Source organism: Pseudomonas sp. ITEM 17296, assembly GCF_028895205.1.
Classification (GTDB): Bacteria; Pseudomonadota; Gammaproteobacteria; order Pseudomonadales; family Pseudomonadaceae; genus Aquipseudomonas; species Aquipseudomonas kermanshahensis.
This window is the reverse complement of the sequence record NZ_WJRS01000022.1, coordinates 71,970-88,971: the sequence shown is the minus strand read 5'-3', so window position 1 is coordinate 88,971 and position 17,002 is coordinate 71,970. Positions and strand designations below refer to the sequence as shown.

The window sequence follows — 17,002 nt, the reverse complement described above, 5'->3', positions numbered from 1 at the left end:
CTTCAAGAAGGGTGGGGCGGTTCAGAGGTCCAGCACCAGGCTGTCGCCGAGGGCACGAGAAACGCAGATCATCAGGCTGCGGCCTTCGGCCTTGTCGGCGTCCGAGAGGATCAGGTCGCGGTGGTCTGGCACGCCTGCGCAGACGCGGGTTTCGCAACTGCCGCAGAGGCCGGCGCGGCACGAAAAGGGCAACTCGATACCATGGTGCTCGAGGGCTTCGAGGATCGTTTGCTGGGGCGCGACCCAGAGGCTGCGGTCGCTACGGCTCAGGTGCACGGTGAAGCCGCTGTCCCCCTCGGTGCTGGCCGGCGCGGCGTTGAAGCGTTCGATGTGCAGGCGTTCGGCGCGCGGCCCCGCAGCGGCTTGCAGGGCATCGAGCATTGGCGCCGGCCCGCAGGCGTACAGGTGCTCGTCGTCGCGCAGGGTGTCGAGCAGCCCAGCGGTATCCAGATGGCCGCCCGCTTCGTCGTTGAAGTGCAGGTGCACCCGCGCAGGGTCCAGTTCGCGCAACGTTTCATAGAACGCGGCGCGTTGCCGGTTGCGGGCGCAGTACACCAACCGCCAGTCTTTGTCGTGCGCCTGGCACCAGCGCAGCATCGCCAGTATCGGGGTGATGCCGATGCCGCCGGCTACCAGGCAGTAACGTTGCAGGTGCTCGTCCAGCGGGAAATGGTTGCGGGGCAGGCTGCAGGCGAGGGTGTCGCCCAGGCGCAGTTGCTGATGCAGGAAGCGCGAGCCGCCGCGGCTGTCAGGCGCCAGGCCGACAGCGATCAGGTAGCGGTCGCGTTCATGGGGTGCATTGAGCAGTGAGTAGTGGCGTGGCAGGTCGCCGGCGACGCAGATTTCCAGGTGTGCACCCGCGCTGAAGGGCGGAAGCGCTCGGCCATCGGCGGCGCGCAGTTCGATCAGAACGACGTCCTTGGCTTCGGCTGCGTAGCGCGTGACGCGCAGGTCGAGGGGGTGGAGGTCCATGGGTGTTTGCGCTCATTGTCGTTGTCGGGCCAGCTTACGGACGAGCGTCTGGCAGGGCTGTCACCCGTGAGGTGGACAAGGACAATGATTGGCGGCAGACTGATAGTTAATAGGTTAACTATTTATCGGGCCTTGTTCGCTCGATCCAAAAACAATAAATAGCCGAGTGCCGCCATGATTCGTCTCAGCACCCCACAGGCATCGACCTTGCCAGCGGAAATACGCCCATTTAGCGACTTGACCCGTACGCTGGGGACGCCCGGTTTTCCCGGTGCGTTGCTGGACTGCCTGGGCCAATGGGCGGCTTGCCAGCATTTTTCCGTCCTGCGCATGGACGGCGCGCGGCCGCAGCTACTGGCAGCCGGCACCCGCCACCCGGACACCAACCTGGTGCTGCGGTGCGGCCAGGCGTACATCGAGCACTACCATCGCTACGACCCGCTGTTCGAACCCTTGAAGGCGGCCCCTGGGCAAGTCGGCCACCTGGTCGCCCAGGACATCCGCCACGGGCCCTACCGCGAGGCGATCTACCAGCGCAACGGCATGATCGAACGGTTGTCCAGTGTGTACCTGGACGAGCAGGCGCGCCCGGTGCAGTTCAACCTCTACCGCCACCACGACCAAGGCTATTTCAACGACCGTGAACTGCAGATGTGCGAAGCGCTCAGCCCGGCGTTGTTGCAGCTCTTGCGTGGGCACCTGGCGCTGAAAGCCCTGAACCCCGTCAAGGACCCTCGGCAGCAGCTGCTCCAGCGCTGCCCCGACCTGACCACGCAAGAGTTGAACATCTGCATCCGCCTGCTTCAGGGCATGACCCACGCCGGCATTGCCGCCGACCTGGGCATCAAGGAGAGCACTGTGAAAACCTACCGTAACCGGGCGTTTGACCGGCTTGGTATTCACTTTCGCAGTCAGTTGTTTGCCTTGTTTTCATGATGTTGGGCAGGCTAATCGGGCAAGCTGAATCGGCATGTACTTATGACCTTTGTTCATTGATAAGTGGGCTGTTTTGGCCAACCAGAATGTCCTCGAAAAACGCCCCTACCGGCTCGGTGGGGTGGCACAGCTGAATCTCCAGCACCCACACCATCTCACTCGGCACGATGTCCAACTCGGCCAGTTTGTCCTGCCCGAACAGGGCATGCGGGAAGTCGGCAATGCGATGCCCGGCCAGGTTGCGCTCCAGCTGCCAGCCTTTGGCGAGAGCGCTGCGTTCGGCGAAGTCGTACAGCTCACGGCCGGTCAGCCCCGCGCACCAGGCTTGGCGCGTTTCTTCGAACACGTCGTGCAGGGCCTTGACGCAGGCGTGATACAGCGGGTGCTCGCCAAACACGAAGGTGTCGCCGTAGTCGCCTTCGTAGCCATCCCACACCGGACCGAGGTCGACCACGGCGATGTCGCTGGCGCGCAGTTGGCGCTGTGGGTCGATGCCTTGGCGGGGTGTGCGCACGGTGTCGTCGCCAAAGCGGATATAGGTCGGGTGCCAGGTGTGCGACGCGCCCATCGCCTGCAACGTCTCGGCCGCCATCTGCAACGCCTCGGCAGTGGTCATGCCGACTTTCAGTTGGCTGACAATGGCTGCCAGGGCTCGTACCGATTGCTCGCGGGCTGCGAGCATGCCGTCCAACGAGTAACGTGGGCCGACTTTTTCCAGCACCGGGTCCAGGGTGCTCAGCGACGCAGCCGCCGGCGCCGATGCGCCGCTGGCAACGAAAGCCTCGGCGACAAAGCGGTGAGCCTGCACGCCCGCTGCCAGGCACTGTTCGCGGGCCTTGGTGATCATCGCGCTGTTGCCGCAGGCATAGACCTGGGTATCGGCCCACCGGTGGGCATGGGTCAGCGCGACCTGCTGCACGCGGGCTTGGGCCGATAGCACGCGGTGCCAGCGAAAGTGTGGGTGGGCAAGGCTGGCCTGGTCGAGAAACGCGCCGTCATAGAAGTCGGCCAGCGATGAACCACCCCAATACAGCGTAACCGGGGCATGGCCCGCAAGCGCCGTCAGTAACAACGGCTTGATGCCGGCATAGCCCGTGCCGGTGGCGAACAGCACGACCGGGCGTTGTTCTTCGTGCTGCCAGGTGCAGGCGCCCACCGGCCCTTCCAACTTCAATGTATCGCCCACCTGCAGCGTGGGCAGCACGCGTTCGGTAAACAGCCCGCCGCTGACCTTGCGCATATGAAACACCAAGCGCCCCTGGTCCTGCGCTGGCAGGTTGGCGATGGAGAAACAGCGGCTGTCGCCATTGTCGAGGCAGAACCTGACGTATTGGCCGGCGCGCACTTCGAGAGGCTGGGTGGGCTGCAGCACCAGTTCGCTGATGTCGACACTCAGGGCGCGCTGGCTCAGCACATGGGCAGTGATGGCCAGCGTTGGCGTGTCCAGCGACCAGCCGGGGATTTCCAGGCGCATGTCACTGCAGGCATGGCTCTGGCACAGCAGCATCTCGTTGGCGGCCAGGGGGTAGCAGGGCGCGGGCATGTCTGCGCTGCGCTGCTTGTCCCGGTACTGGCCCGACACCACCTGGACCTTGCACGACCCGCAGGCCCCGCGGCGGCACGAGAAGGGCACCGACAGGCCGCTGGCGAGCATGGCGTCGAGCAGCAAGCCTTCTGCGGCTTCGAAGCGTTTGCCCGAGGGCGACAGTTCAATGACATGGCGTTGCTGCATACACACCTCAGGGCTGAATTGGGGGCGAGAAAGGCCTGATTGTTGCGTTAGACTAGGACCATAAGAACCTCCAGTTCTGGATAATTCACATGGTCCAGCTTCGCAAATGGCGGCCGTTGCTCAAGCTCGACGGGGCTCAGCCGCAGGCTTCGTACAGAAAGATCGTCGAGGGCCTGGTGACCGCGATCGTCGAGGGCCGCCTGCGCCCCGGCACGCTGTTGCCCGGCACGCGGGAAATGGCGCAACTGCTTGATGTCAACCGCAAGACGGTGATCCTCGCTTACGAAGAGGCGGTTACCAAAGGCTGGCTGGAGAGCGTGCAACGCCGGGGCACCTTCGTCAGCACCCGGCTCGCTGCCGGCACGCTGGCCGCCCACAGCACGCCGCCGTCATTTGCCCTGGCGCTGCACGAGGCGCCTGCCGTTCCCTACTTCACCAACAGCGAGCAGGTGACGGCGCTGCAACATCGGCCTGGCGCGCTGTTTTTCGATAACGGCGCCTGTGACCACCGCCTGTTGCCCCAGGCCGTGCTGCATCGGTATTACCGCAAGGCCTTGCGCAACAGTTTCACCACCAACACCGTGCGCCATGGCTGCGAAAGCAGCAGCCAGTACCTGCGCAGTGCATTGGCCGACATGCTGCGCCACAACCGCAGCCTTAATGTGGGGGCCGAGCATATTTGCCTGACCCAAGGCGTGCAGATGTCGCTGTACCTCACGGCAAGCGCTTTGCTCAAGCCGGGTGACGTGGTGCTGGTCGAGCGCCTGAGCTACCCGCCGGCGTGGGAGATTTTCCGCCAGCTAGGCGCGCGGTTGGTCACCGTTGACCTGGACGAGGAAGGCTGCCGGGTCGATCAGATCGACGCGCTGTGCCGGGTGCACGACGTGCGCATGATGTACCTCACCCCTCATCACCAGTTCCCTACCACGGTCAGCCTGCATGCGGCACGCCGGCAGCAACTGCTGGAGTTGGCGCGGCTGCATGATTTTTGCGTGATCGAAGAAGACTACGACCATGAGTACCACTTTGCCGGGCGCCCTTATCTGCCGCTGGCCAGCGACCGTTCGCAACGCCACGTGATCTACATCGGCTCGTTGTCCAAGTCGTTGGGCAGTACCTTCCGTTGCAGCTTTATCGTGGCGCCACCGAATGTGATCGAGGTGCTTGAGCGCACAGCGGTGCTGACCCTGGGGCAGGGCGATGCGGTGATGCAACGGATGTTGGCCGACCTGATCAATGACGGCGAACTGAAAAAGCACCTGCGCCGGGTGTCCACGGAGTATCGGCGGCGACGGGAAACCCTGTTGAGTTGCCTGCGCGATGCCTTTGGCGAGCAGATAGCGGTGCAGGAGCCGGAAGGCGGGTTGGCGCTTTGGGTGAAGTTTGCCGACACCCTCGACGTCGACCAGTTGGCGGCCAACGCGCTGGGGCTGGACCTGGTGGTGCGTGGCGGCGGCCAGTTTTCACCGTTTGGCCACCGCGAGAACGCCTTGCGGCTGGGGTTTGCCTCGTTGGATGTGGATGAAATCCGCCTTGCCACCCAGCGGCTGGCGCAGGCTGCAACGCTATAGGCAGCTTCACTCGCCCTCTGCTTGCCGCACCGTCCGAAACCCGACATGAGACGTCGCCAGGTACACCGTCTGCGGTTGCCGTGCGGAAGGCCGATAGCGCATGCACGCGTCCGCCGAGCACAGGTGTGACCCGCCTTTGATCACCGCCACTGGTGTGCCGGGTTGGGCAGGGTCGTAGCTGTCGTCCAGCGCCGGGCCTTGTGGGTCGAGTGTGGCATCGCGGGCCTGATCATGCCCAGGGCGATAGCCGCTGCGGGTCAACTCCCAGACGTTGCCCCCCGCGTCGAACACGCCAAAGCCATTGGCCACGAAGCAGCCCACCGGGGATGTGCCCGTGAAGCCATCGAGCGCTTGATTGTGATAGGGGAACTGGCCCTGCCAGGTATTGGCCATGGGTTTGCCTGTGGGCTGCTCGGTAGCGCCCCAACTGAAATCCGCATCCTGCAGGCCACCGCGCATGGCGTATTCCAGCTGGGCCTCGGTGGGCAGTGTGCGGCCGGCCCATTGGGCGTAAGCCTGGGCATCGCGCAGGGTCACTTGCACGACCGGGTGGTTTGCCCGCTCACGCCAATGGCTATCGGGCCCCAGGGGGTGGCGCCAGCTCGCCCCGGCAACGAACTGCCAGCCCGGCCGTAATACCTCGCCACCCTGTTTGAACACCATCGCCCCTGGCACCCGCAGCGTGCCGGGCAGGTCGGGGGCCGCTTGCGCGTCGATGCCCTGTTCAGCCTGGGTCACGTAACCGGTGGCCTGCACGAAGCGGGCGAACTGGGCATTGGTGACCGGGTGCACGTCGATCCAGAAGGCCGAAACCTTGGCCGGGTGCGGCGGGCCTTCTTCACTGTAAAAGCGGCTTGAGCCGAAGCTGAAGGTGCCACCGGGCAGCCGCACCATGCCGTCGCGCCACGGCCCCTCGCGGGGCGCGGGCACACCGCTGTAACCGCTGCACAGCAGCGCCGGTGCAGGGGCTGCGGGCCATGCCGCATAGGCGGCGGCAAGCACGCCGAGGGCGAGTGCCGCGCCCCCGAGCAGCCGGGGTGTCATGGTTTGCTGACCAGCGCGGGGGAAACAGGCCGGCCCTCGGTCGTGATAACGATGTTGTTGCGCTGGGCGTAGCTTTTCCAGTCGCGCAGCAGTTCGGCCACCTGCTGGGGCTGTTGTGCGCCCAGGTCATGGTGCTCGCCTGGGTCCTTGCTCAAGTCGAACAAGCGCCACGCCGGTGCTGCGTCGGTGGTGTCGAACAGCAGTTTGAGGTTGCCTTTGCGCAGTGAGGCGTTCCCGTTGATTTCCCAGCCCATGGCCTCGTCGCGGGGGTGGATCTGCGTGTCCCGGCCTTCAAGGTAAGCCAGGGCCGAGGTGCCTTGCGGTGGCACGATGTCACGGTCGCGGTACTTGATGCCAGGCAGTGAAGCACCGGCCAGTTGCAGCAAGGTCGGCATGATGTCGCGCACGCTGGCCAGTTCTTCGCTGCGCCCGGGTTTTATCGTGGCAGGGTAGTGGACGAAGGCCGGTACGCGGATGCCACCCTGGTAGGTGGTCATCTTGTAGCGGCGGCTGGGCAGGGCGCTGACCTGGGCCCATGCCGAGCCGATCATCAGGAACGAATCAGGCCGGCCGTAGTTGTCCAGGCGGTTATCGAAATTGCGTTTGATCCATTCCGGGTCGACGCGGTTGGCGTTTTCCGGGCCATTGTCAGACATGAACAACACCAGGGTGTTGTCCAGCTCGCCGGTTTCACGCAGGTGGTCCACCAGGCGGCCCACCTCGGCGTCCAGTGCCGCCACCATCGCGGCATACACCTCCATGGTGCGTGCTGACTGTTGCCGTTGCTCCGGGGTCAGCGACGCCCAGCTGGGCACACCTTCGAGTTGTGGCTCCATCGGGAAGTCCGCAGGCACCAGCCCGGCCTTGCGCTGGCGCTGCAGCCGCTCGCGCGCGATCTGTTCGTAGCCTTGGTCATAGCGGCCACGGTACTGCGCCAGGTACGCGTCGGGCGCTTGCAGCGGCCAGTGCGGTGCGGTGTAGGCGGCGAAGGCGAAGAAGGGCTTTTGGCTTGCCTTGCCCTGGTCGATGACGTCGATCAGGCGGTCAGTGAACCAGCGGGTCGAGTAGAAGTCGTTGGGCAGTTCCACCGGCTCGCCGTTGTGGCGGAAGCTCCAGCTGTAGTTGGGCAGCAGGCCCATGTTGGTTTGCTTGAAGTGCGCCGCGCCGCCTTCGAGCAACACGTACGCCTGGTCGAAGCCGCGGTTTTGCGGCTGCTGCGCGGGCGTCATGCCCAGGTGCCACTTGCCGGCAATGTAGGTGCGATAACCGGCATCGCGCAACAACTCGGCGAGCGTGGCCACATTGGCGCCCAGCACCCCTTCATACCCCGGTTGCACCTCGCTGCCCGCCGGCAGGCGCCCACGCGACTCGGCCATCATGCCGACCCCGGACAGGTGCGGGTCGTTGCCGGACATCAGCATGGCGCGGGTGGGCGAGCAGCTGGGTGAGGCATGGAAGTCGAGCATCAGGCGCCCGTCGGCCAGCAGCTTGTCCAGGTGCGGGGTCGCGATCTCGCTGCCCAGCGCAGACAGGTCGGAAAACCCCAGGTCATCCGCGACCACGAGCAAAATGTTGGGTTGTTTAACGGTTGGCGCGGCGAACGCTTGGCTGGCGCCGAGCAGCAGCAGGCTGAAAGCGAGCAAGGGCTTGGAGGGGATCATGGGTTTCTCTTTATTATTGTGGGTTGGGTGCACTACATGATTTTTTTATTTAATTATCTTGTCAAGGAATGAAGACCGGCGACGACCCTGGCTGAAACGCTTCTTTCCGGGCTCATTCAGGCAAACCGCCTAAATAGCGGGTTTAAAAACTGTTCGATCAGCGAACAGTGATCGCGCCCCGTTGTATGCGATAAGCGCTGACGGCTATTGACGTCATCATCGTTAAACAAAATAATCGTTAATAGAGTTATCCATTTTCACAACAACAAGAAAGGATATTCTGATGACGAAGCCGCTGACGGGGGCATGTCTGTCCCTGGCGCTGTTATCAATCGCCCAGCTTTCACAAGCGGCGAGCCCCCTGGAAGACAGCCGCCCAGGGCGGCCTGGCGCGCCGCGCTGGGTCGAGGATTACCACTTTCTGGATGACCCAGGTAAAGCCCGCGATCCTTTCGATGGCCTGCGTTACCATCGCCTGTCCGAAAGCGCATGGCTGCAACTGGGCGCGGAAGCGCGCTATCGCGCCGATTCACTGGACAAACCCTTCTTCGGCCTGCGCGGGATCAAAGACGATTCCTACCTGATGCAGCGCCTGCAAGCCCACGCCGACCTGCACCTGTTCGACGATGCGCTGCGTGCCTTTGTGCAAGTCGAGAACACCCGCGCGTTCGGCAAGGACCTGTACTCACCGAACGACGAAAGCCGCAACGAAGTGCGCCAGGCCTTTATTGACCTGAACCATGACATTGACGGCGGGCGCTACACGGCCCGTGTCGGCCGCCAGGAGATGGCGTTCGGCAACCAGGTGTTCGTCACCTACCGCGACTCCCCCAACATCCGCCAGACCTTCGACGGCCTGCGCGCCAGCCTCAACCTCAAGGACGGGCGTAAGCTCGATGCCTTTGCGGTACGGCCGGTGAAGACCGGCGAGGACAGCTGGGATGACGGCAGCAATAATGGAGTCAAGTTTTATGGCCTGTACGGCACCCTGCCGTTGACCCAGGCCTGGAACATCGACTTGTTCGCCTTTGGCCTGGAAACCGACGACCGCGCCCTGGCGGGTGAAACCGGTGATGAACAACGCTACACATTCGGCACCCGCCTGTTCGGCCGCTACCAGGCCCTGGACTGGAGTTGGGACTTGGCCGGCCAAAGCGGGCACTTGGGCAACGCCTCCATTCGTGCCTGGGCGGTGTCCAGCGACACCGGCTACACCTTCAACCACCCCTGGGCCCCACGCCTGGCCATGCGCCTGGATGCGGCCAGCGGTGACGGCGACCTGGGCGATGGCAAAGTCGGTACCTTCGACCCGTTGTACCCGCGCAACGGCGTGTACGGCGAGGCCAGCCTGACCACCTTGAGCAACATCATCGTCATTGGCCCGACCTTTGGTTTTTCACCCTGGCGCACCCTGCGTTTCGAACCCGGTATCTTCGAGGTGTGGAAGCAGAACACCCACGACGGCGTATACATGCCTGGCATGAGCATCCTCGCCAACACCCGCGACACCGGCCGACACGTGGGCACCATCTACCGCGTCAACACCCGCTGGTTGGCGACGCCTAACCTGACGCTCGACCTGGACCTGAAGTACTACGACATAGGCGCTGCCATCCGCGATGCCGGGGGCGACGACGCCTCGCTGGTGTCGGTACGTGCGACCTTCAGGCTCTGACTCCTATTCGCATAACAACAAGAGGGCTGCACATGAGTGGTTCAATCGCACAATCGCACCGGCCGGTACTGACGATCGGCCTGTGTTTTCTCGTCGCGCTGCTCGAAGGGCTCGACCTGCAAGCCACCGGCATTGCCGCGCCCCACATGGCCAAGGAATTCGCCTTGACCCCCGCCATGCTGGGTTGGGTGTTCAGTGCCGGCTTGCTCGGCCTGTTGCCGGGCGCCTTCGTCGGCGGCTGGCTGGCGGACCGCATGGGGCGTAAACGCATCCTGATCCTGGCCGTGTTGCTGTTCGGGGGGTTCTCGTTGGCCACCGCGCATGCCTGGGACTACCCATCGCTGCTGGTGGCGCGGCTGATGACCGGGCTGGGGCTGGGCGCGGCGCTGCCGATCCTTATCGCCATGGCCAGTGAAGCCGCCCACGAGCGCCTGCGCAGCACGGCGGTCAGCCTGACTTACTGCGGCGTGCCGCTGGGTGGCGCCATCGCTTCGGTGATTGGCATGGCGGGCCTGGGCGAGGGCTGGCGCACGGTGTTCTACGTGGGCGGTTTTGCGCCCATTGCGATTGCCTTCGTGCTGATGGTCTGGCTGCCGGAGTCCCAAGCGTTTCGCGCCCAGGCCGCCGCCAGCGGCACGCAGAACGGGCTGGCAGCGCAACTGTTCGGCCCCGGCCGGGCGAGCCGCACGCTGTTGCTGTGGCTGGCATGCTTCTTCACCCTGACCGTGCTGTACATGCTGCTGAACTGGCTGCCCTCGTTGCTGATCGGCCAGGGCTATTCGCGGCCGCAGGCCGGCGCGGTGCAAATCCTGTTCAACCTGGGCGGCGCAGCGGGGTCATTTTTGACCGGGCGCATGATGGACCGTGGGCACGCTGGGCGTGCGGTGTTGATCGCCTACGCCGGCATGCTCGCCTCCCTGGCGGGCCTGGGCCTGTCCACCACCTTCGGTTTGATCCTGTTGGCCGGTTTTACCGCCGGCTATTGCGCCATCGGCGGCCAGTTGGTGCTGTATGCACTGGCCCCCACGCTGTACCCGACACACGTGCGTGCCACGGGGGTGGGCGCGTCGGTGGCCGTGGGCCGGCTGGGGTCGATGGCCGGGCCCTTGGCGGCAGGGCAGATTCTCGCCGCTGGCGCCGGGGTAGGGGGCTTGTTGCTGGCGGCCTCGCCGGGCCTGGTGGTAGCGGCTGTGGCGGCGATGGCGCTGCTGGGGCGGCGTGCACCGCACACCGAGGCTGCGGCTTCGCAAGGGGTGGCGCCATGAGCCTGCGTAAAGGGCTTATCGCCCTGTGCTTGAGCAGCTGCGCCGCACTGGCCCAGGCCGCGAGCTATGAACCGCCGCCGCTCAAGCTCGAGCCGCTGGCGCGCTTCAGCGTTGACCTGGTGGCACCGATCTGGGAATTGGGCGCCACCAGCGGACAAGGCAAACGGCGAATCATCCCCATCACGGGTGGGCGTTTCGAGGGCCCCCGGCTCAAGGGCACCATCCTCAACAACGGCGCGGACTGGCAGGTGGTCACCCCCGAGGGCGTCGCCATCATCGACACCCGTTACCTGCTGCAGACCGACGACGGCGCGTTGATCTACCTGCGTACCGAGGGCTATCGCTTCGGCCCGCCCGAGGTGATGAAAAAAGTCGCCGCCGGCGAGGATGTCGACCCCAGCCTGTACCAGTTCCGCATCACGATGCACTTTGAAACCTCGGCCCCTCAGTACGCCTGGCTCAACCGCACGGTGGGCGTCGGCAGTGCCATGCGCCTGGGCAATGCCGTCGTCTACGACGCTTTCGAAGTTAAATAGATAATTATATTAATGGTTAATTGACTTAACTAAATGGCCGAGCTAATGTTCGGCCAACCACAACGAACAATCAGTACAAGAGGTGTGTGATGGGCCAATACGACAACCGCTGGCAGACCGTGAAAGTCACCGTCGAGCAAGGCATCGCCTGGGTCAGCTTCAACCGTCCTGAAAAGCGCAATGCCATGAGCCCTACGCTCAACCGTGAAATGCGCGATGTGCTGGAAACCGTCGAGCAGGACGCCGACGCCCGTGTGCTGGTATTGACCGGCGAAGGCAGCGCCTGGACCGCGGGCATGGACCTCAAGGAGTACTTCCGTGAGGTGGACGCCGGCCCGGAGATTCTTCAAGAGCGCATCCGCCGCGATGCCTCGGAATGGCAGTGGAAGCTGCTGCGCTTCTACAGCAAGCCAACCATCGCCATGGTCAACGGCTGGTGCTTCGGCGGCGGTTTCAGCCCGCTGGTCGCTTGCGACTTGGCCATCTGCGCCGATGAGGCCACCTTCGGCCTGTCTGAAATCAACTGGGGCATCCCACCGGGCAACCTGGTCAGCAAAGCCATGGCCGACACCGTGGGCCACCGTGAATCGCTGTACTACATCATGACCGGCAAGACCTTCGACGGGCAGAAAGCCGCGCAAATGGGCCTGGTCAACAAAAGCGTGCCGTTGGCGCAACTGCGCGATGAAGTGGTACTGCTGGCCCAGGACCTGCTGGACAAAAACCCGGTGGTGCTGCGCGCCGCCAAAAACGGCTTCAAGCGCTGCCGCGAGTTGACCTGGGAGCAGAACGAAGACTACCTGTACGCCAAGCTCGACCAGGCGCAACTGCGTGACCCGGAGCACGGGCGTGCGCAAGGCTTGAAGCAGTTCCTTGACGACAAGAGCATCAAGCCTGGCCTGCAAGCCTACAAGCGCTGAGTGATCTTGGCGTTCATTCCCGAATAATCAGAAAAGAGGAATGCCCGATGTTCGAGGTGCCATTGTTAATTGGCGGTAAGGCCCGTGCGGCCAGCGACGGCGGCACGTTCGAGCGTCGCCATCCGGTCAGCGGCGAGGTGGTGTCGGTGGTGGCTGCGGCCACCCTGGCCGACGCCGATGCGGCGGTCGAAGCGGCCCAGGCGGCGTTCCCCGCGTGGGCTGCGCTGGGGCCAGGCGAGCGCCGCGCGCGCTTGCTGAAGGCGGCCGATGCGCTGGACGCCCGGCGTGACGAATTCCTGGCCATGGCAGGGGAAACGGGGGCGAAGGCCAATTGGTACGGCTTCAACGTGATGCTGGCGGCCAACATCCTGCGCGAAGCGGCGTCGATGACTACCCAGATCCAGGGCAGCGTCATCCCCTCCGACGTGCCCGGCAGCTTTGCCATGGCCCTGCGTCAACCTTGCGGCGTGGTGCTGGGCATCGCACCGTGGAATGCACCGGTGATTCTGGCCACACGCGCCATCGCCATGCCCTTGGCGTGCGGTAACACCGTAGTCCTCAAGGCCTCCGAAGCCAGCCCAGCGGTACATGGCCTGATCGGCCAGGTGTTGCAGGCGGCCGGTTTGGGGGATGGCGTGGTCAACGTGATCAGCAACGCCCCGCACGATGCGCCGGCGGTGGTCAAGCGGCTGATCGCGCACCCGGCGGTGCGCCGGGTGAACTTCACCGGGTCTACCCATGTAGGGCGCATCGTTGGGCAATTGGCGGCGCGTCACTTGAAACCCGCGGTGCTCGAACTGGGCGGCAAGGCGCCGTTCCTGGTGCTGGCCGATGCCGACCTGGATGCCGCGGTCGATGCCGCAGCGTTTGGCGCCTACTTCAACCAGGGCCAGATCTGCATGTCCACCGAGCGGCTGATCGTCGACCAGGCCGTGGCCGATGCGTTTGTCGCCAAGCTCGGTGAAAAAGTCCGCAGCTTGCGCGCAGCGGACCCTGCACAAACCGATGCGCCGCTGGGTTCATTGATCGATGCCGGGGCCGGTGAGCGCATACAGGCGCTGGTTGATGACGCCGTCAGCAAGGGCGCGACCCTGGTGGCGGGCGGTGAGCGCACGGGCAGCGTTATGCAGCCGGTGCTGCTCGATCAGGTCAACGCCGACATGAAGCTGTACCGCGAAGAGTCGTTCGGCCCCGTCGCGGTGGTGCTACGCGCCAGCGGTGACGAAGCGCTGCTGGCCCTGGCCAACGACTCTGAGTTTGGCCTGAGCGCGGCGATTTTCAGCCGTGACACCCAGCGCGCCCTGGCCCTTGCCCAGCGCCTGGAGTCGGGCATTTGCCATATCAATGGCCCGACCGTGCATGACGAGGCGCAGATGCCTTTTGGCGGGGTCAAGGCCAGTGGTTACGGCAGCTTCGGCAGCACGGCGGCGATCGACGCCTTTACCCAGCTGCGCTGGGTCACCGTGCAGCAAGGCGCCCGGCACTACCCGATCTAACCCACGCACTCACAACAACAATAGCGAATGCACCAGGGGGCCTCTCGGCCCTCGGGCGCACTAAGGCAGAGGTAGCCTTCATGGTTTGCGAAACCCTCTCCGTTGCCCAGCGTGCGCCCATGCGCGCCGTCAAGATCGGGCAGCCTCAGGTACAGGTGCGCCAGCAAGGCGACATCCTCTACCTGGACCCTGTGGAACCCCTTGCTGCTTACCCGGCACGGCTGATGGAGCGCTTGCTGCATTGGGCCGAACAGCGTGGCGAGCAAACGTTCGTCGCCCGCCGTGGTGCCGATGGCGAGTGGCAGCACATTACTTACGCTGCCATGTTGCAGCGTGTTCGATGCATCGCCACCTGGTTGCTGGATCAAGGCCTGAGCGCCGAACGCCCGCTGGTGATCCTCTCTGGCAACGACCTTGAGCATGTGCAACTGGCCTCGGCCGCACTGTATGCCGGCATCCCGTATTGCCCGGTATCGCCGGCCTATTCACTGCTGTCCCAGGATTTTGGCAAGCTGCGCCATATCGTCCAGACCCTGCAACCGGGCCTGGTGTTCGCGGCCGACGCTGCCTATGGCAGAGCCATCGATGCGGTGTTCGAGCCCTCGGTGACACTGGTGCTGGGCCAGGGCGAACTGCCAGGCCGGGCGAGCACGCCGTTCGCCGAGGTGCTGGCCACCGCCGCACACCCTTGCGCCGACCAAGCGTTTGCCGCGTTGCGCCCACAAAGCCTGGCCAAGTTCCTGTTCACGTCCGGCTCCACCAAGCTGCCCAAGGCTGTAGTCACCACCCAGGGCATGCTCTGCGCCAACCAGCAGATGCTGTTGCAGACCTTTCCGGAATTCGCCGAAGTGCCACCGGTGCTGGTCGACTGGCTGCCGTGGAACCACACCTTTGGCGGCAGCCACAATGTCGGCATCGTGCTGTACAACGGCGGCACGCTGTATATCGACGATGGCAAGCCGACGCCGCAAGGCTTTGCCCAGACGCTGCACAACCTCAAGGACATTTCCCCCACGGCGTACCTGACCGTGCCCAAGGGCTGGGAAGAACTGGTCAAGGCCCTGGAGCAGGACAGCAGCCTGTGCGAACGCTTTTTCCAACGCATGAAGCTGTTCTTTTTTGCCGGCGCCGGGTTGTCACAGGCCATCTGGGACCGGCTTGACGCGGTGGCCGTGGCCCACTGCGGCGAACGCATCCGCATGATGGCGGGGCTGGGCATGACCGAGACCTCGCCGTCGTGCACGTTCACCACGGGGCCGCTGTCGGTCGCCGGCTACATTGGCCTGCCGGCCCCGGGCTGCGAGGTCAAGCTGGTGCCGGTGGACGGCAAACTCGAAGCGAGGTTTCGCGGGCCGCATGTGATGCCGGGGTACTGGCGCTCATCCCAGCAAACCGAAGCGGCGTTCGACGACGAAGGGTTCTACCGCAGCGGTGATGCCGTGCGCCTGTGCGACCCCGACAACCCGCAGCTTGGGCTGATGTTCGACGGGCGTATTGCCGAGGACTTCAAGTTGTCCTCCGGGGTGTTCGTCAGCGTCGGGCCCATGCGCACCCAGGTGATCCTGCAGGGTGCCCCGTATGTGCTGGACGTCGTGGTACTGGGCCCGGACCGCGAGTGCCTGGGCTTGCTGATCTTCCCGCGGTTGCCAGAGTGCCGGCAGTTGGCCGGGCTTGGCGACCAGGCCAGTGATGCCCAGGTGCTGGCATCGCCTGCCGTGCGGGACTGGCTGTCGAGCCTGTTGGCCAGCCTCAACCGAGGCGCCACGGGCAACGCCAGCTTTATCCAGTTCGCGGGCCTGGCCGACGAAGCGCCGTCCATCGACCGCGGCGAGATCACCGACAAAGGCTCGATCAACCAGCGTGCAGTTCTGCAACTGCGCCAGGGCCTGATCGACAGCCTGTACGCCGGGCAGGGGCCGTTACGTGTAGACGCGCCATGACGGCGCGGGGGCAATTCCGCGCGTTTGCGGCGACCGCGTTGCTCGATGGTATCCGCACGCCGTGGGTCGATCTCAATGGCGCATTCGGGTTGGTCTCGCCGACCGACCTGGGCATCAAGGCCGGCCGCGCAGTGTTGCAGCGCGCTGGGCTGGAGGGGCGCGACGTCGACAGCGTACTGGCTGGCTCCATGGCCCAGGCTGACTTCGACGCCTACATGCTGCCCCGGCATATCGGGCTGTACTGTGGCGTCGACCAGGCGGTGCCGGCGCTGATGGTGCAACGCATCTGTGCGACCGGTTTTGAACTGCTGCGCCAGGCGGGTGAGCAAATCCAGGCGGGGGAGGCGGGCACGGTGTTGTGTGTGGCGGCCGAGTCGATGTCGCGCAATCCGATCGTGGCCTACACCCACCGTGGCGGTTTTCGCTTGGGCGGCGAAGTCGGCTTCAAAGACTTTCTCTGGGAAGCCCTGTTCGACCCCGCTGTTGGCATCAGCATGATCCAGACCGCTGAGAACATCGCCCGGCACTGTCACATCCCCCGGGCTGCCGTAGACGCCTGGGCGGCCCAGAGCTTCGCGCGGGCCATGGCTGCGCGGGCGCGAGGGTGGTTTGCCGACGAGTGCCTCAGTGTTGGCAATGAAGTGTTCGAAGCGCCCGGCTTGCAGCCACGCGGCATTCGCCTGCCGCGTGGCGTTGAAGCCGTCTCCGAAGACAGCCACCCGCGCGCGACCGCGTTCGAGCGTTTGCAGCAACTCCCCACAATTTACCCGCAGGGGGTGCAAACCGCGGGCAATAGCTGTGCGGTGGTGGATGGCGCAGCGGCGGTGCTGATGTGTTCGGCAGACCAGCTGGCTGGGCGCATGCCGATGGCCTGGTTGCGGGCCAGCAGTGTGGTGGGCGTGGCGCCTGAGGTGATGGGGCTGGGCCCGGTGCCGGCCATCCGTTTGCTGCTGGAGCGTGCAGGCCTGGCGCTGGACGCCATCGCCTGCTTTGAAATCAACGAAGCCCAGGGCGCGCAGATTGTAGCGGTGCAGCAATCGCTGGGCATCGCGCCGGAGCGGCTGAATGCCTGTGGCGGCGCTATCGCCATTGGCCACCCGCTGGCCGCAACCGGCCTGCGCCTGGTGATCAGCGTTGCGCGGCAATTGCGCGCCAGTGGCCAGCGCTATGGCGTGGTATCGGCCTGCGTCGGCGGTGGCCAGGGCATGGCCTTGCTGTTGGAAAACCCACTGGCCAAGACCTGAAAAGGAGGTT

The 17,002-nt window shown here is 64.7% G+C and carries 13 protein-coding genes; 9 read left to right on the top strand and 4 right to left on the bottom strand.

Annotation, left to right across the window (positions count from 1 at the left end):
• Positions 1-21: 21 nt before the first annotated feature.
• A complete protein-coding gene (locus GIB19_RS21380) occupies positions 22-972 on the bottom strand; it encodes a PDR/VanB family oxidoreductase (protein ID WP_099429663.1) in 951 nt (316 codons plus the stop codon).
• 174 nt (positions 973-1,146) lie between these two features.
• Here GIB19_RS21380 and GIB19_RS21375 point away from each other — a divergent pair, with 174 nt between their 5' ends.
• Positions 1,147-1,908: a helix-turn-helix transcriptional regulator gene (locus GIB19_RS21375; RefSeq protein WP_099429662.1), complete on the top strand. Its 762-nt coding sequence runs from the start codon at positions 1,147-1,149 to the stop codon at positions 1,906-1,908.
• A 40-nt stretch (positions 1,909-1,948) separates the two neighbouring features.
• On the opposite strand, the gene GIB19_RS21370 is transcribed toward GIB19_RS21375, so the two are convergent.
• Positions 1,949-3,640 (bottom strand): NAD(P)H dependent flavin oxidoreductase family protein, encoded by a 1,692-nt coding sequence (locus tag GIB19_RS21370; protein ID WP_274887898.1) that lies wholly within the window; start codon positions 3,638-3,640, stop codon positions 1,949-1,951.
• Positions 3,641-3,729: 89 nt separating this feature from the next.
• On the opposite strand from GIB19_RS21370, the gene pdxR reads away from it, so the two are divergent.
• A complete protein-coding gene (pdxR, locus tag GIB19_RS21365) occupies positions 3,730-5,211 on the top strand; it encodes a MocR-like pyridoxine biosynthesis transcription factor PdxR (protein ID WP_274887897.1) in 1,482 nt (493 codons plus the stop codon).
• Positions 5,212-5,217: 6 nt separating this feature from the next.
• Here pdxR and GIB19_RS21360 read toward each other — a convergent pair whose 3' ends face one another.
• Both GIB19_RS21360 and GIB19_RS21355 read right to left on the bottom strand, forming a co-directional pair.
• A complete protein-coding gene (locus tag GIB19_RS21360; RefSeq protein WP_274887896.1) occupies positions 5,218-6,255 on the bottom strand; it encodes a formylglycine-generating enzyme family protein in 1,038 nt (345 codons plus the stop codon).
• Entirely contained in the window at positions 6,252-7,916 is a 1,665-nt protein-coding gene (locus GIB19_RS21355) for an arylsulfatase (RefSeq protein WP_027596360.1), read from the bottom strand. Before GIB19_RS21355 ends, GIB19_RS21360 begins: the two co-directional genes overlap by 4 nt.
• A 283-nt stretch (positions 7,917-8,199) precedes the next feature.
• Between GIB19_RS21355 and GIB19_RS21350 the strand changes: the two genes are divergently transcribed.
• The 7 genes from GIB19_RS21350 to GIB19_RS21320 all read left to right on the top strand — a co-directional run bounded on the left by GIB19_RS21350 (position 8,200) and on the right by GIB19_RS21320 (position 16,992).
• Positions 8,200-9,591, top strand: coding sequence for an alginate export family protein (locus tag GIB19_RS21350; protein ID WP_274887895.1), 1,392 nt, complete (start codon positions 8,200-8,202; stop codon positions 9,589-9,591).
• Between the two features lie 32 nt (positions 9,592-9,623).
• Positions 9,624-10,856 (top strand): 3-(3-hydroxy-phenyl)propionate transporter MhpT, encoded by a 1,233-nt coding sequence (mhpT, locus tag GIB19_RS21345; RefSeq protein WP_027596362.1) that lies wholly within the window; start codon positions 9,624-9,626, stop codon positions 10,854-10,856.
• A complete protein-coding gene (locus tag GIB19_RS21340) occupies positions 10,853-11,392 on the top strand; it encodes a DUF3237 domain-containing protein (RefSeq protein ID WP_274887894.1) in 540 nt (179 codons plus the stop codon). Before mhpT ends, GIB19_RS21340 begins: the two co-directional genes overlap by 4 nt.
• A gap of 89 nt (positions 11,393-11,481) precedes the next feature.
• The gene (locus tag GIB19_RS21335; RefSeq protein WP_033698578.1) at positions 11,482-12,312 is read left to right on the top strand and encodes a p-hydroxycinnamoyl CoA hydratase/lyase; all 831 of its coding nucleotides are present in this window, start codon (positions 11,482-11,484) and stop codon (positions 12,310-12,312) included.
• Positions 12,313-12,359: 47 nt separating this feature from the next.
• Complete coding sequence (locus GIB19_RS21330) at positions 12,360-13,808, top strand: aldehyde dehydrogenase (protein ID WP_274887893.1); 1,449 nt, start codon at positions 12,360-12,362, stop codon at positions 13,806-13,808.
• Between the two features lie 80 nt (positions 13,809-13,888).
• Positions 13,889-15,748, top strand: a complete 1,860-nt coding sequence (locus GIB19_RS21325) for a feruloyl-CoA synthase (RefSeq protein WP_274887892.1) — start codon at positions 13,889-13,891, stop codon at positions 15,746-15,748.
• The gene (locus GIB19_RS21320; protein ID WP_274887891.1) at positions 15,745-16,992 is read left to right on the top strand and encodes a thiolase family protein; all 1,248 of its coding nucleotides are present in this window, start codon (positions 15,745-15,747) and stop codon (positions 16,990-16,992) included. Before GIB19_RS21325 ends, GIB19_RS21320 begins: the two co-directional genes overlap by 4 nt.
• Positions 16,993-17,002 lie beyond the last annotated feature (10 nt).